Source organism: Halanaerobium saccharolyticum subsp. saccharolyticum DSM 6643 (assembly GCF_000350165.1).
Taxonomy (GTDB): Bacteria; Bacillota; Halanaerobiia; order Halanaerobiales; family Halanaerobiaceae; genus Halanaerobium; species Halanaerobium saccharolyticum.
The window spans coordinates 567,970-583,497 of the sequence record NZ_CAUI01000023.1 but is presented as its reverse complement, the minus strand read 5'-3'; the positions used below and the strand labels follow the sequence as shown (position 1 = coordinate 583,497).

Genomic DNA, 15,528 nt, shown 5'->3' with positions numbered 1-15,528 from the left:
GATCTTTTACAAATAAATCAGCCTGTAAATTTTTAGATTAATATTTTAAATCATATTCTTTTAAAGCTTCTTTATCGACCCTCATTCGAGCTGTTTTTTGAGGATCAACTACTTGACTGATCTGCAGATCGCAGATAATACTCATTAGCATTGAAATTTCATTATTATGTAAATCTAGTCTTTCTTTTAAAAATCTAAACATATTATTGCTGGCTTTTTTAACAGCAGCGTCAACATCAGTGCCAGATGCAATTGTATAAAAGGCAGCCTCAGTTTCCAGCAGTGGATCACTTAAATCTTTGTTTTTAACTAGATCAACTTTAACTGTTACTTCTCCAGCCGCTTCAACTCCAGTTACTCCAACTTCTCCATCGCCCATCGCTGCATGCAGATCTCCCATTGCCAGCATAGCTCCTGGAACTTTAACTGGCAGATAAAGAGTAGTTCCTGCCATTATAACCTTTGTATCCATATTACCTCCGTGAGAGGCTGGTGTACCACAAGAGACAGCTTTTTTATCTTCTCCCGGTGAAGTACCGATTACTCCAATCATTGGTTTTAAATCAAAATTTATTTTATCATTAAAAATAACTTTATTGTTTTTAATTGGTAGTATTTTAGTTTTTGATTCAGTGATAAATTCTTCCAGATAACTTTCTTCAGAAGTTGTAACCATTACCCCCTGATTATTTAATTCAATCTTTTTAATTTCTACTTTTAGAGTATCACCAATTTCAGCACCTTCCACTTTTAAGGGGCCAGTAGCTGGATTAATGGTATCCCAGTCAGTTGATTCAAAAAGAACTTCTTCACTTTGGATTTGATTACTAAAACAATCTTGAGTTTCAAAGATAACTGTCTCGCCCGGTTGACAGCTGGCAGCAGCCTGATTATGGGCAGACATTGAGTAAACAAAAATTTCTGATGATATTTTCATTCTAACCCTCCTGAAGTTTTTTTGATAAACAAATAGTATTTTAGAATAAGAAAAGTTAAATTTAAGAATATTTACAATGAATTATAACATAAATCCTATGATATGTCAGAAAATCTTAAGACATAAAAAAAAGACAGCCTATTGGCTGCCTTAATATCAAAAATGGTACCCTCAAGGGGATTCGAACCCCTGCCGCCAGGATGAAAACCTGGTGTCCTGGACCCCTAGACGATGAGGGCAAATTTTTATGCAGTTTTTGCGACTGCAATAAATATAATAGCACAAGATTAAGATTAGGTCAAGAAATTTTATAAAGAAATATAATTTAAAATTTTCGCTCTATTATCTTTGTCAACGTAGCAATGATAGCAAATAATAAAAGTTTAAAATTTTTATAAATTTTTAATTCATCACAATAATTAATTTTAAGACAAGGAAGTAAATAAGAAATCTAGAATATTATAGATAGGGCAAGATTTTTTGAGCTTATTGAATAGAGAATATGATGACTTTGTCACAAACTAAGGTTTTATGTGTTGGCATTTTTACTGTTTTTATAAAATAAAAAAGGTAAAATTAATGTGTTAGACTTCAGAAGTTACAGTTAATAGTAATTTTTTTGAATTAGTAAAAAAATAAAAGCTATTTTTAAAACTTTTAACAGGAGGAATTTAAAATGAAAATTGCAATTATCGGTGCTGTTGCAGCAGGGACAAGTGCAGCCGCTAAAGCTCGGAGAACGAACAAAGATGCAGAAATAGTAATTTTTGAAAAAGGTAGAGATATTTCTTATGCTGGCTGTGGCCTTCCTTATTATATTTCAGGAGTTACTCCTTCCCGCTATAATGTTGTGATGAATACCGCCCAGGATTTCAAAGAAAAATATAATGTTGAGGTTCTTTTAGAACATGAAGTCACAAAAATTAATAGTGAAGATAAGAATCTTACTTATAAGAACTTAAAAAATGGGGAAGAAGGGGAATATAAATTTGATAAATTAATTATTGCTACTGGCGCTTTACCAATCAAACCTCCATTTGAAGGTTTGGATTTAGAAAATATTTTCACTCTAAGGTCTGTCGAAAGTGCTGACAAAATTAAAGATGCTGTCAAGCGAGATGATGTTAATCAAGCAGTAATTATTGGGGCAGGTTTAATTGGTTTAGAAATGGCCGAATCCTTTAGAGAATTAGGAATGGAAGTTACAGTAATCGAGCTTCAGGATCAGGTATTACCACCATTTAGTAAAGAAATGGCTGCAATTGTTGAAGAACACTTAAAAGAAAAAGGTGTCAACTTGATTCTTGGAGATGGAGTAGATCACTTTGAAGGCCAAGAGGAAGTAGAAAAGGTTGTAACTGGCTCGGGTAAAGAAGTAGAAGCAGATTTAGCACTGCTGTCAATTGGAATTAAAGCTAACTCTAAACTGGCCGAAGAAGCTGGAGTTGAAATTGGTGAAACAGGGGCAATAAAAGTAAATGAAAAGTTGGAAACTAATCTTAAAGACGTCTATTCTGCTGGTGATTGTGCTGAAACAACTGATCTATTGAGAAATAAAGATATCTGGCTACCTCTTGGATCTACAGCTAATAAACAGGGAAGAACAGCAGGAGAAAATGCAGCTGGTGGAGATGCAAGTCATTATGGAATTTTAAAGACAGGAATTACTAAAGTTTTTGATTTAACTGTTGCCAGAACCGGTCTAACCCTAGAAGAAGCAGAAGCAGAAGGAACAGATGCTGCTGTAGTTAAAATAAAGGCTCATAATCATGCAAGTTATTACCCAGGAACAGATGACATTCATTTAAGAGGAATTTTTGATAAGGAAAATGGAGTTATTTTAGGGGCAGAGGTTGTTGGTGGAGATGGATCAGATAAGAGAATCGATGTTTTAGCAACAGCAATCTATAACCGGATGACAGCAGATGAGCTTTTCCAGGTAGATCTTGCTTATGCACCACCTTATTCAGGTCCTAAAGATGCAGTAGCTATTTTAGGTATGGTAGCTGAGAAAAAATTATAATTTTGTTCTTTGTTAACTAATCTGTTATAATGAATATAAAGTGTTTTACTATACTTTAATATTTGTAACAGGAGTGAAAACTATGGCCCGTCCAACAAAAGATAGAATTATAGAAAAATTACCTGAAATTAGATTATTTAAACCTGCAGGAGTTCCAGGACATCAGCTGGAAACAGTAGAGATGACTATGGAAGAGGTAGAAGCTCTGCGTCTAAAAGATGTTGAAGGTTTAACTCAAGCTGAAGCGGCAGAAATAATGAATGTGTCTCGCCCCACTTTTCAGCGGGTATTAACTTCAGCCAGAAAAAAGGCAGCAGAGGCTTTAACCTGCGGTAAAGCTATTAAATTTGAAGGTGGAGATTATAGATTGGTAAGACCTGGACACTGTCCTGAATGTGGGAAAAAGATGAGACGAGGTAGAGCCCACAGACATGGTGAAAGAAGGAGAACAGAACCTTGTTCAGACTGCGATGATAAAGAGTAAGTTAAAATTAATTAACTTTTATTATATTTGAATTTAAATTATTAGTTTGTTGTTCTTTTGAAAAGACAAAGGGGGAACATAATGAAAATTAATGTAGATTGGCAGGGAGATTTAGAATTTAATAACCATCTTCCATCAGGCCATGATCTAATAGCTGATGCAGCAGAAAAAAGTGGTGGTCACAATAACGGACCCCGGCCTATGGAATTACTGCTTAGTGGTTTAGCAGGTTGTACCGGTATTGATGTAGTTTTGATTTTAAAGAAAATGAAAACGGAACTAGAAGATTTCGAAATGGAAGTTGATGCAGAAAGAGCAGAAGAAGCTCCCAAACGTTTTACCAAAATTCATATTAAATATAAATTTAAAGGTAAAAAATTGGATGAGCGGAAAGTAGAAAGAGCAATTAATCTTTCGGAAGAAAAGTACTGCTCTGCCAGCAGTTCTCTTAACGCTGAAATCACTTCCAGTTATCAAATTGAGCACAGTGATTAAGGAAATTACTGATAAACTAAAAGCAGATAGATAGATTATCAAGCATCCGAGGAATCGGATGCTTTTTTTAACATTAGTTCAAGCAGGACTAATTTTAAATATCTTGAATATATAAAATAACAAATAAAAGTTATGACCGCAATTTATTTGCTAAAAAGTCAAACTGACTGTCAGCACTTTAGATAGGGGGTAGCTATGCTGAAAAAGAAATTATTAAAACAGGCCCGGGGAATTGAGAAGGCAGATAAAGTATTTAAAAATGCAATCTATGTTGACGTATTTAATGAGCGTCTTATGGAAAGCGACATAGCAGTTGCAGATGGTATTATTATTGGAGTTGGTGATTATCAGGCAGAAGAAGAAATTGACTTATCCGGTAAAATAGTAATTCCGGGCTTAATTGATGCCCATCTTCATCTTGAATCTTCAATGACAAATGTTGATCATTTTGCTCGAGCAGTTATTCCAAAAGGAACTACAACCATTGTTGCTGACCCCCATGAGATTGCTAATGTAGCAGGTTTGACAGGTATTAAATATTTGCTTCAGGCTGGAAAAGCACAGGCCTGGAATTTTAATTTGATGCTTCCTTCCTGTGTGCCAGCTTCAGAATTTGAGCATTCCGGTGCAGAACTTAAGGCGGCAGACTTAAAGACTTTAATTGGAGAAGAAGGTATTTTTGGTCTGGGCGAAGTAATGAATTATCCAGCTGTGATCAATGGTGAATCAGAAATCTGGAGTAAAATTGAAATGGCAGCAGAATTATTTAAAGATGGACATGCACCTGGTCTTTTAGGCAAGGATTTAAATGCTTATTTGCTGGCAGGTATTGCAGCTGATCATGAAGCAACAACAGCAGCTGAGGCTTTAGAAAAAATTTCTAAAGGAATGTATATTATGATTAGAGAAGGGTCAGTTACCAGAGATTTAGTCAGTTTGCTGCCTGCAGTTAACAGCAGTAATTCTTCACGCTTTTTATTTGCTACGGATGATAGGCATCCTGGTGATTTAATTGATGAGGGGCAGATAGATTTTGCTGTAAGGAAAGCAGTTCAATATGGACTTTCACCTTTGCGAGCTATTAAAATGGCAACTATTAATGCGGCTGAAGCTTTAGGTATTAAAAAACTGGGTGCTGTTGCTCCCGGTTATCGAGCAGATCTTTTGGTGCTTGACAATTTAAGGAACTTTGAAGTTGAAAAGGTATATAAGGATGGAAAACTTGTAGCTGAAAATGGAACTCTTTTAAAATCAATAGATGACCAGATTTCTTTAACCCAAGATAATTTTTCGAGTAAAGAAATTGAAGAGAAAATATTCAATTCAGTTAAAATAGGAAATATTTCTGAAAAAGACTTTAAACTACCGCCTGCTAAGAAATATAGAGTTATAGAATTAATAAAGGAGCAAGTAGTAACCGGAGAATCATTTTATCAGACAGAATCCGAATATAAGACTGAGCCACTTTCAATCGAGTTAATCGGTCATAACCTGGTTAAATTGGCTGTAGTAGAAAGACATTATAGGACAGGAAATGTTGGTCTTGGTCTACTTCGTAATTTTGGTTTGAGGCGTGGGGCTGTGGCAACTTCAATTGGCCATGATGCACATAATATTATAGTGGCTGGATTAGCTGCTAAAGATATGGAACTTGCTGTTAGAGAGATTGAAAAAATGCAGGGAGGATTGGCAATAGTTGTTGATGGTATAGTTGAAGAAACTTTAGCTCTACCAGTAGCGGGTTTAATGGCGCTTAAACCTGTCAAAGAAGTGGCCAGTCGTCTAAATAAAATGAGGGAACTTGCAAACAATCTGGGGGTTAATCGTGATGGGCCATTTATGACTCTTTCTTTTATGGCTTTAACTGTTATCCCAAAGTTAAAATTAACGGATAGCGGCCTCTTTGATGTTAATAAATTTGAAAATGTAGAGTTAGTTATTGAATAAAGCGCTTAAGTTAAGACAGCAGCCTGATATCAATTTTTGTCTTAAATAAATATTTATTTAAGCCAAGAAAAGTAATTCTGCTGTCTGACTTCTAAAACTTTATTGACAAGCGGCTTAACTTTATCTATAATAATATATGGAAATAAAGTTAGATCATTATTTTTAAAGATTTTATAAAAAAATTAAATAGACCTCATATAATTGTGATGATATGGTTCACAAGTCTCTAGTGTCAGCCGATAACTGACAACTATGAGGGAAGTAAATTAGCTGTTATACTAAATTATTCACAGCAAAACTTCATTAATTTTTATTTGTTGGATAATCTAAAGGAAGCTATAATTATTATACCTTCGATTTTTAAAGCTGATTTATACATGTAGTTCATGTTTTATCTTAACGGGCATATTAACCCGAGAAGATAGATTCCTCGTAGTTGGGGATAGTCTATTTTCTCGGGTTTTTCTATTTAGTCTAATAAAAAAATGATAAGCTTTTTGTTTTTTAAGTTATTTCATATAAAAATTAGGAGGGTATTAATTTAATGAGTAATAATGGAAGTTTAGAAAATTTATTTAAACTGCAGGAAAATAATACAGATGTGAAGACGGAGGTAATTGCTGGATTTACAACCTTTATGACAATGGCTTATATTATTTTTGTAAACCCTGCAATCTTAAGTGATGCCGGAATGCCTTTTGATGGAGTATTTATTGCTACTATCATGGGTGCAATATTAGGTACAATGGCGATGGCATTATTAAGTAATTATCCGTTTGCTCTTGCATCTGGAATGGGGCTTAATGCATTTTTTGCTTATTCAGTAGTTATTGGAATGGGAGTTAGCTGGCAGACAGCACTGGGAATTATATTTTTAGAAGGTATTGTATTTATTATTTTAAGTGTAACACCAGTTAGAGAAATGATAGTTAACAGTATTCCAATGGCTTTAAAAACAGGTATTAGTACAGGTATTGGTTTATTTATTGCTTTTATCGGTCTGCAAAATGCTGGGATAGTAGTAAATAATGATGCTACTTTAGTTGCTATGGGTAGTGTTTTAGAAGGACCGGGTCTGGTTGCTTTGGTTGGACTTATAATCACGGGTATTTTACATGCTAAAAAAGTAAAGGGTGCTCTGCTTTGGGGTATTTTAGCTTCTACAGCTTTTGGTTGGATTAATGGGGTTACACCTGCTTTTAATGGAATAGTTGCAATGCCAAGAATGTCAGATTGGTCAGGCGTATTATTTCAGCTTGATATTGGTTCAGCTTTAAATGTAGGAATGTTTGGAGTTATACTTTCTTTCCTTTTTGTAGATATGTTTGATACAGCTGGAACTCTGGTTGGAGTTAGTCAGCAGGCTGGATACATAGATGAGAATGGAGATCTTCCAAAAGCGAGTAAAGCTCTGCTTGCAGATGCTATTGGTACTACTGGTGGTGCTTTATTTGGTACAAGTACAGTAACTACTTATGTTGAATCAGCTTCTGGAGTAGCAGAAGGTGGTCGTACAGGATTGACAGGTGTGGTTGTTTCTATACTCTTTTTCTTATCATTATTCTTTAAACCTTTAATTGGGATAGTTCCAGGAGCAGCAACAGCACCTGCTTTAATAATTGTTGGGACAATGATGATGACAAATATTACAAAATTAGATTGGGATGATTTTACAGAGATCCTACCAGCCTTTGTAGCGATGATTGCTATGCCTTTAACTTATTCAATTTCTAATGGTATTGCGCTTGGGTTTATTGTTTATCCAATAGTTAAGCTTTTTACTGGTAAGGGTAAAGATGTTCACTGGTTAGTATATTTATTAGGAGTAGTATTCGTATTTTATTTTGTTGTTCATTAATAAGAAATTAATATTTTAAATAAAAAAAGCAGGTCCTCAGATTATTGAGAGCCTGCTTTTAAATTATTTATATTATTTTTTGCTTATCTTATTTTTAGTTATTTTTCTATTCCACCAAGATCAAGCATGCTCTGATAGCTTAAAGCTCCAAAAGTTTTTTCTATAATAATTCCATCTTTATCTAGAATATAAGTAGTTGGAATTGCTCTTACTAAATAATTCTGGGCAATACTTTTGTTAAGATCTAAAAGTACAGGTAAATTGAGTTTGTTCTGCATCATAAAATTAGCAACTGTAGACTTTGATTCACCAATATTAACTGCTAAAACAGCAATTTCATTTCCATATTCTTCGTGCAGTTTTTGCATATCAGGCATTTCTTCTCTGCAGGGAGGACACCAGCTGGCCCAGAAATTAAGAAAAACTTTTTTGCCGCGGTAATCACTTAAGCTAACTTCTTGATTGTTCATATTAACCAAGCTGAAACCAGGAGCCTGCATACCTATTTCTGTACCTACTTCAGCGGCAACCTTAGTTGCTGTATTCTGAAGATAGAAAAATGAAAGTCCACTAACAAGCAGGGCAGCTATTAAAAATATCGAAACTTTTTTCTTCATCGTTTTTCCCTCCATTTAAATTCAAATTATTTACTTAATATATATTATATAAGTAAAACACTCAAATTTCCAGTTTTTTAGATAAGATATATCTTAAAAAAATAAAATAAAAATTAATAAATTATTGAATCTGAACAGCAGCAATCGGTTATTTTATTATTTTTCATTTCTTTCAACAGCATTATCATGAGCTTTTTTGGTTGCTTCAAATAGTCTATCAGTTGAGAAATAAAGATTCTCTTTCTTAATTTTATTTAGAAGACCATAGTCTTTCAATCTCTCATAATTTTTAGAGTTTAAACCAGATAAAAACACAGTATTACCACCTGAATGTACTTTTTTAATAAAACTTTCAATCTCTCGAATTACTGTAATATCCATTCTTTCAATATCTCTTAAACGCAGTATATAATCTTTTTGATCGCGGTAGTAATTATCCAGTTTTTCTTTCAAGTTCTCAGATGAAATAAAATGAAGATCTCCACTGATATTGATAATTATATAGTTTTCATCTGTTTTTTTGTCTTTGATTGATTCAATATGATTCTCGTTAATCTGATTTTTATTTGGATCTTCATAATCTAAGATACTCAAATTAACTTCTTCATTTTTCTTTAAAACTACTACAAAAGATACAATTAACCCAATATAGATTGCTGATTCCAGGTTAGGCAGCATAATAGTGGCAAGAAAGGTGAGTAGAAAAATAACTGCATCGCCTCTGGTGGTTTTTAAATTCTGGTTTATTGACTGCAGATCAACAGATTTAATGGCAACAACAATCACAAGTCCGGCCAGGCCTGCAATAGGGATATATGAGATAAATCTTTTAAAGCTAAGCAGAATAATAATAACTGAGATAGCGGCAATAAATTGAGAAAATCTACTTTTAGCTCCTACCTGGATGTTGGTATATGATTTTGCGAAAGATGCTGAAACTGCAAAAGAATTGAAAAAGGAGCCGACAGTATTTATTAGCCCCTGCCCCATAAATTCTCTATTCATATCGATTTCTTCATCTGTTTCCAGAGAAATTGATTTTACAACCGCAAGAGTCTGGATCAGACCAATAATCGCTATTGAAAAAGCCTTTGATGATAGCTGATAAATTAATTTCCATTGAAAACTAATTATTTCAAAATTGATTATTCTTGTTGGTAATTGACCGACCACTGCAATTTGGTTTTTCAGCTTAAAGAAATAAACTATAAGGCCTGATAAAATTAATGCTATCAGATAAGCTGGAAGTTTGGAATTCAACTTCTGTAAAAAAAGGATTGTTAAAATAGTAATAGTTCCAGTCATCACCGTTAGCGGATTAATTAAATCAAGATTTGTGATTAACACATATAAGTTGCTAAAAATTGTAGCCCCGGTTTCTCCTTCAATTCCTACAAAGTTTTTAAACTGGCTAACGGCGATCATTACTACTGCGCCTGTGCTTAAGCCGACTATTAAAGAGTGAGAAATATAGTTAACAAATTTACCAAATTTCAAAAAAGAAAATATTAGTTGAAAAAAACCTACCATAAAAGTTAATAAAAATAATGCTGCCAGGTAATTTTCGTCACTAACATTATTTAAACTGACCACTAAAGACATTGCCATTATATTGGTGGGTCCAACAATCATAAAATTGGAAACCCCCACAAACGTGAATAATATCATTGATACAATTGTAGCATAAATACCATAAACAGGATCTACTCCGATAATTAAGGCATAAGCCATGTTCTGAGGAAGCGAAAGAGCAGCTACTGAGAGACCGGCAATTAAATCACTTTTTAATTTAGAAAAATTATAATTTTCTATTGTTTTATAAAAGGCTGAATCTTTAATATCTGCTATTTCAATCATAATTATTCACTTTCCTTTTTGTATAGGATAGCCAGAAAAAATTAAATATTTTATTTTAAGTTGATAATATTGGTTCTTATAAATACTCTGAAATCACTATTGAGATTTAATTCTATAAATCAGATTTCTTCCTATAGTTGCCAGGAATAACAAAACAGCTAGGGCGATAATTATTTTAAGGTCCCGATTCAGAAAGCGAATAAATAGTAAAATGGAAGAGATAGATGCTCCCAACCCTCCCAGAAAGGAGACCGTTTTATTTTCTTTAATTTCTTTAAAGGCAATAAAATTTACCACGGAAAAGGTAACTAAAAAGATAAAACTTGCAGCTTCAACCAGAGAAGCTAAATTACCGAATGCTGCCAGGAGAGCTCCTGTGCCACCGATAACATAAATTGAGCGATCTGGGAGGCCAGAATCATTTTTATGAGCCAGAAAAGAAGGTAACTCTCCATCATTTGCTACTTTAATTGCCAGTCTCGAAGTTGCAAATAGGGTAGAGTTAATTGCAGAACCGGTTGAAAATAAAGCAGCAATGGAAGCGATGATCAGACCGGCTGTTCCCAAAATGTTTTCTCCTGCAATTGCCAGCACAACTTCTTTTTCTTCGATAATTGTCTGATAGCTGACTAGATTAATAGTACCCAGAGTAACCAATATGTAGATAAATATTACAGAAATAACTGCCAGTATTTCTGCTTTTCGAATTGTGCTGTCAGCATCTTTAATATCTTCATAATCATAAGTTATCAGCTGAAAGCCTTCATAGGCCATAAAAATAGTTGAGGCACCGACAATTGCATTGGCAAATGTGCCTGCAGATTTCAAATGACCGCTGTTAAAGATCTGCAGATCAAACTGCCACAAGCCTAGGGAGGCGATGCCCACTAAAATAGCTAATTTTGCCCAGACTATAAACACTTCCAGCTGCGAGGCATCACTTACACCGCGAAGATTAAGGTACATAAAAATGAGAATGATTGAGATAGAAATCAAACGGGGAAACCAGGGGCCAAAATTTAATAACTTTTCTAAATATTGACCAAAAGTAAAAGCATAAACTGAAAGAGTTAAGATATAGCCAATTATCAAAAGCCAGGAAAGCCCACCTGCCAGGCCTTGATGGTTAATATCTTTAATATATGTGAATGCTCCTCCACCCTCTTCAAATTTATTTGTTAGATTTGAATAGCTAATACCTGTTGCTAGGGCAATTAAGCCGGCAATAAAAAAACTCAACCAGGCCATATTACCTGCGGTAGCAATAATAACTCCTAAGACTGAAAAAATACCTCCACCGACCATTCCTCCAACTGCCATACTCCAGGTTTCATTTAAACCCATTTTTTTCTTACTCATTTTTTATTACCCCCTCGTTAAATTAAAATCAGTTTCTGTTTTAAAATAATTTGGAGTCAATTTTACAAAATTATAATTTTAGTTCTGACATTTATCCTATTATTGACTTTTAATAATTATTAAAGATATAATTATTATAGTATATTAACAGATAATTTACAACATTCAGCTTATTTTAAATATAGCTTAGAATCCTATTGAAAAAGCTACTATCATGCAGCTTAAAATTAAGGGGGAGATTATATTTTTAACTTAATTGAAACATCCTTAACTTTTCTGGTGATTACACTTGGGACTTTAGTTCACGGAATAGCAGGATTTGGAGTGGCACAAGTTTCAATGGGCTTGATGCCATTATTTAGAAGTCCTACCTCGGCTTCAATTATTTTCAGTTTAATTGCTGTTGTTAGTAATTTTAGAGTCTGGTGGAGTGTACGCGATAACTTTGTGGTTAAGGATTGGCTGTTTCCGGTTATTGGTCTGGCTTTTGGAATGCCTCTCGGGATTTATGTTTTTAGTGCCTTCAGTAAATCGCAGTTTAGAATTGCAATTGGGATTACTTTACTATTAGCAGTAGTTTTAATTACACTTTTTAAAAGACTGGATTTTTTTCGAGATTGGTTAAAAAAACAGGATCTGAATCCAGGCTGGAAAAGTGCAGTGGCTGCAGGTTTTATAGCAGGTATATTTGGGGGAGCTGTAGCTATTCCTGGGCCACCAATGATTATTTATGGAACTTTTATGGTGGTTGCTGGTTTTTGGGAAAGTAAACATATGAAGTCGATTTTTACAGCTTTCTTTGGGACTCTGATGCTCTATCGCTTACTGGCTGTATTAGTTGCTGGTTCATTTACTATGCCTCTCTTTCTGGAGGCTCTGATAGTAATGCCGGCTCTGTTTTTAGGCTCCTGGCTGGGAATTAAAATTTATAATCACATTCCTGAAAAAATATTCAGCTGGTTTGTTTTAATAATGCTCAGCATTAATGCCTTAACTTTGCTTTTAACAGCATAATTATAATTCAAGGAGATTAGCATACAGATTTAAAGACCAGAAATAATGGACTGACAGTAATCATCTTAGATTAAAAAATTAAGAGGAGGTAATTATAATGGCTAAAGATTTTACTTTACTACAGATTAATGACACTCACTCTTATCTGGAAAACCATCAGGAATTATTCTGGGATGGTGATCGAGCAGAATATAGGAAGGCAGGAGGTTATGCGCGGATCCGTTCCTTGATTAAAGAGATCAAAGCAGAAACAAATGGGAGAACAATGGCCCTTGATAATGGAGATACAATCCACGGGACTTATCAGGCTGTCAAATCTAAGGGCCGATCCATGATTCCTATTTTAAATAAGATGGGATTTGAAGGAATGACTGCGCACTGGGAATTTGGCTATGGTTCGGAAAACTTTATGGAAATAACAGAAGAGCTAAATTATCCGATGCTGGCGATCAATCTCTATGATGAAGAAAGTAATAATTTAGTATTTGACCCCTATTTAATTAAAAAATATGGTGATTTAAAGGTCGGGGTAATTGGGGTTGCAGCCACGATTATTGATAAGGTGATGCCGGACTGGTTTAGTGAAGGAATATATTTAACTCTGGGAAATGAAGAACTACCTAATTATATAGCTGAATTAAAAGAAAAAGATGTTGATCTGATTGTTGTTTTATCACATCTTGGCTTTCCCCAGGAGATTAAACTAGCAGAAGAGGTAGATGGAATCGATGTGCTTTTAAGTGGGCACACACATAATCGAGTCCATAAACCAGCTGTTTTTAATGATACAATAATTATTCAATCAGGCTGCCATGGTTCATTTGTGGGTCGGCTAGATTTAAAGTTGGAAAATAAGAAGGTAGTAGACTTTAAACATCAGCTGATTACTGTTGAGGAGAGTATTAAGGAAGATCGAGAAGTTAAAGCAGAAGTAGAAAAAGTTATGAAACCCCACCGAAAAAAACTGGAAGAGGTTTTGGGCTTTACGGAGATTGCTCTCAACCGCAATATGGTGCTGGAATCAACAATGGATAATTTTTTGCTGGATTCACTGCTGGATTTAACCGGAGCAGAAATGGCTTTTTCAAATGGCTGGAGATACGGAGCTCCAATTATACCGGGACCGATCACCCGCAATGACCTCTGGAACATTATACCGGTTAATCCACCAGTTTCAACTGTTAAATTAAGTGGAAAAGAACTCTGGGAGATGATGGAAGTTAATTTAGAGAGAACATTTGCCGCTGATCCCTATCAGCAGATGGGAGGTTATGTTAAACGCTCAGCCGGTATCAATCTCTATTTTAAAATTGAAAATCCGGCCGGAGAAAGAATTCAAAAATTATTTGTACAGGGTAAAGAGGTAGAATTTGATCGAGTTTATGATGTTGCTTTTGTGACAAGCCAGGGAGTAAGAGCAGAATATGGAAAAGAGCGGGAAAAACTTGATATTAATGCTATAGAAAATCTGGAAAGATATTTAAAGAAAGTAAAGAAAGTTGAACCTAAATTAAGAAACACAATTGTGGCAGTTTAGAAGCTTAACCGTCCTCCGGGGCGGTTTTTTCAATAATTTCTTTACTCTTTTCTGCAATCAACTCGGGATAATCAAGGTGAATATAATGCTCAGCATCTAAAATAAATGACTTACCATTAGTAGCTTTTACATAATTATTTATACTATCCTGCCAGTATTCTTCTTCATTTTGACTGGAAATAAAAGCAGAAAAGGGGATTTCGGGTTTTCCCTGTTCAGAAACTGTTTTGGAATTAGCAGTTACCATATCCACTTCTTCCCACATGTTTTTGGTCTGAACACGACGGTAAAATATTGTCCTGGCAATTTCAGCTTCTTTTTCTGTTAAGAGATCTTTTTTGACTGCTTCAAAATTATTATCAAAAACATCAGGCTGATTTCGGACCAGGCCAGTTCGGGTCAGGACAGTAATTAATGGCGATAAAGATGGTTTTTCTTCTGTTTTCTCAATATAACCGGGAACAAGAGGATCCAGACCGATAATCGCTGTTATTTCTTCTGGATAAAGATTGGCCCAGTAGATAGCTTCCAGACCTGCTAAAGAGTGAGGAAATAAGACATAGGGTCCTTTTTCTCCTGCCATTTCTAGAGCTGTTCTGGTTTCTTTAAGTAAAGTTTTTAAATCTCTGTCAGCAGAAGTTATTTCACTCCAGCCATAGCCGGCCCTTTCGACAACCACAATTCGATAATCATCTGATAATTTTTCAAAAAGAACCTTGAAATCATAATAGGGAGAACTTGTTCCCAGACCGGACATCAAGACCAGTGTTTGATCTCCCTGACCTTCTGCATAGACATGAAGATTTGTTCCAGCTACTTCTACCATTTCACCTGGAGCTGGGTACTTTTCCTTTTCTTCAGCAATTAAATTTCTGTGTTCAAAATAACTGCTTAAAACTACAAATGAAACTAGGGCAATTAAGATTATGGGGATAATGATTAATATTCTTTTTAAAACTTTTTTCAATTTACTCTCTCCCTTTTATGTTTTCTTTTTTTGACTCTAAACTCTGATTAAAATTCTTATATTTCTGATTGCTAAAATAGGCGATAGATAAAGCCAGGACTTCTGTAATTAAAATAATATTGAAAACTGCCATCCATCCATATGCCTGATGAGTACCGAGCAGCATTAAGAGTAAAAATACTGACACTCCATCTGCAAGCATTACAGTCAGGTAGGTCAACCGTTTTGAAGATGTCTTATAGATTGTCCAGGAAACTGCAAGCTCACTCACAGTTCCAATTACAGCTCCAAAAACAAAATAAATTAAAATTGATTCAATTAGATTACTGTCTGGATTCAGAAATAGATGTTCAAAAAAGGCAATCACAACTCCAATTAACCCCGAAGGCAGCAGATTATAAATATATTCTTTAAATTTTTCCATTATTACCTC

General features: G+C 34.6%; 13 protein-coding genes, 1 tRNA gene and 1 riboswitch. Of the genes, 7 read left to right on the top strand and 7 right to left on the bottom strand.

The genetic code is table 11. The annotated features are described in order from the left end of the window. Positions 1 to 37: 37 nt before the first annotated feature. Complete coding sequence (locus HSACCH_RS12855) at positions 38 to 937, bottom strand: acetamidase/formamidase family protein (protein WP_005490369.1); 900 nt, start codon at positions 935 to 937, stop codon at positions 38 to 40. Between the two features lie 163 nt (positions 938 to 1,100). After that, positions 1,101 to 1,176 (bottom strand) — tRNA-Glu (locus tag HSACCH_RS12850). 437 nt (positions 1,177 to 1,613) lie between these two features. Between HSACCH_RS12850 and HSACCH_RS12845 the strand changes: the two genes are divergently transcribed. From HSACCH_RS12845 to HSACCH_RS12825, 5 genes are all read left to right on the top strand, one after another. Beyond that, positions 1,614 to 2,960 (top strand): FAD-dependent oxidoreductase, encoded by a 1,347-nt coding sequence (locus HSACCH_RS12845; protein WP_005490368.1) that lies wholly within the window; start codon positions 1,614 to 1,616, stop codon positions 2,958 to 2,960. Positions 2,961 to 3,042: 82 nt separating this feature from the next. Beyond that, positions 3,043 to 3,444 carry a DUF134 domain-containing protein gene (locus HSACCH_RS12840; protein ID WP_005490367.1) on the top strand — a complete coding sequence of 134 codons (402 nt, stop codon included), beginning with the start codon at positions 3,043 to 3,045 and terminating at the stop codon, positions 3,442 to 3,444. 81 nt (positions 3,445 to 3,525) lie between these two features. Then, on the top strand, positions 3,526 to 3,939 hold the full coding sequence (locus tag HSACCH_RS12835) for an OsmC family protein (protein WP_005490366.1): 414 nt from the start codon (positions 3,526 to 3,528) through the stop codon (positions 3,937 to 3,939). A gap of 195 nt (positions 3,940 to 4,134) precedes the next feature. After that, the gene (gene ade, locus HSACCH_RS12830; RefSeq protein WP_005490365.1) at positions 4,135 to 5,886 is read left to right on the top strand and encodes an adenine deaminase; all 1,752 of its coding nucleotides are present in this window, start codon (positions 4,135 to 4,137) and stop codon (positions 5,884 to 5,886) included. A 173-nt stretch (positions 5,887 to 6,059) separates the two neighbouring features. After that, positions 6,060 to 6,159, top strand: a riboswitch (purine riboswitch). Positions 6,160 to 6,430: 271 nt separating this feature from the next. Then, on the top strand, positions 6,431 to 7,744 hold the full coding sequence (locus tag HSACCH_RS12825) for an NCS2 family permease (RefSeq protein WP_005490364.1): 1,314 nt from the start codon (positions 6,431 to 6,433) through the stop codon (positions 7,742 to 7,744). A gap of 98 nt (positions 7,745 to 7,842) precedes the next feature. Here HSACCH_RS12825 and HSACCH_RS12820 read toward each other — a convergent pair whose 3' ends face one another. From HSACCH_RS12820 to HSACCH_RS12810, 3 genes are all read right to left on the bottom strand, one after another. Continuing rightward, positions 7,843 to 8,361, bottom strand: a complete 519-nt coding sequence (locus tag HSACCH_RS12820; RefSeq protein WP_005490363.1) for a TlpA family protein disulfide reductase — start codon at positions 8,359 to 8,361, stop codon at positions 7,843 to 7,845. 156 nt (positions 8,362 to 8,517) lie between these two features. Further along, positions 8,518 to 10,218, bottom strand: coding sequence for a SulP family inorganic anion transporter (locus HSACCH_RS12815; RefSeq protein ID WP_005490358.1), 1,701 nt, complete (start codon positions 10,216 to 10,218; stop codon positions 8,518 to 8,520). A gap of 96 nt (positions 10,219 to 10,314) precedes the next feature. Beyond that, positions 10,315 to 11,577 (bottom strand): APC family permease, encoded by a 1,263-nt coding sequence (locus tag HSACCH_RS12810; protein WP_005490357.1) that lies wholly within the window; start codon positions 11,575 to 11,577, stop codon positions 10,315 to 10,317. A gap of 279 nt (positions 11,578 to 11,856) precedes the next feature. On the opposite strand from HSACCH_RS12810, the gene HSACCH_RS12805 reads away from it, so the two are divergent. Both HSACCH_RS12805 and HSACCH_RS12800 read left to right on the top strand, forming a co-directional pair. Further along, complete coding sequence (locus tag HSACCH_RS12805) at positions 11,857 to 12,591, top strand: sulfite exporter TauE/SafE family protein (protein ID WP_200858899.1); 735 nt, start codon at positions 11,857 to 11,859, stop codon at positions 12,589 to 12,591. A 97-nt stretch (positions 12,592 to 12,688) separates the two neighbouring features. Next, on the top strand, positions 12,689 to 14,128 hold the full coding sequence (locus HSACCH_RS12800; RefSeq protein WP_005490355.1) for a bifunctional metallophosphatase/5'-nucleotidase: 1,440 nt from the start codon (positions 12,689 to 12,691) through the stop codon (positions 14,126 to 14,128). Positions 14,129 to 14,132: 4 nt separating this feature from the next. Here the strand turns inward: HSACCH_RS12800 and HSACCH_RS12795 are convergent, their stop codons facing one another. Continuing rightward, positions 14,133 to 15,095 carry an alpha/beta hydrolase gene (locus HSACCH_RS12795; RefSeq protein WP_005490354.1) on the bottom strand — a complete coding sequence of 321 codons (963 nt, stop codon included), beginning with the start codon at positions 15,093 to 15,095 and terminating at the stop codon, positions 14,133 to 14,135. Position 15,096: 1 nt separating this feature from the next. Further along, positions 15,097 to 15,519, bottom strand: a complete 423-nt coding sequence (locus tag HSACCH_RS12790; RefSeq protein WP_005490353.1) for a hypothetical protein — start codon at positions 15,517 to 15,519, stop codon at positions 15,097 to 15,099. Positions 15,520 to 15,528 lie beyond the last annotated feature (9 nt).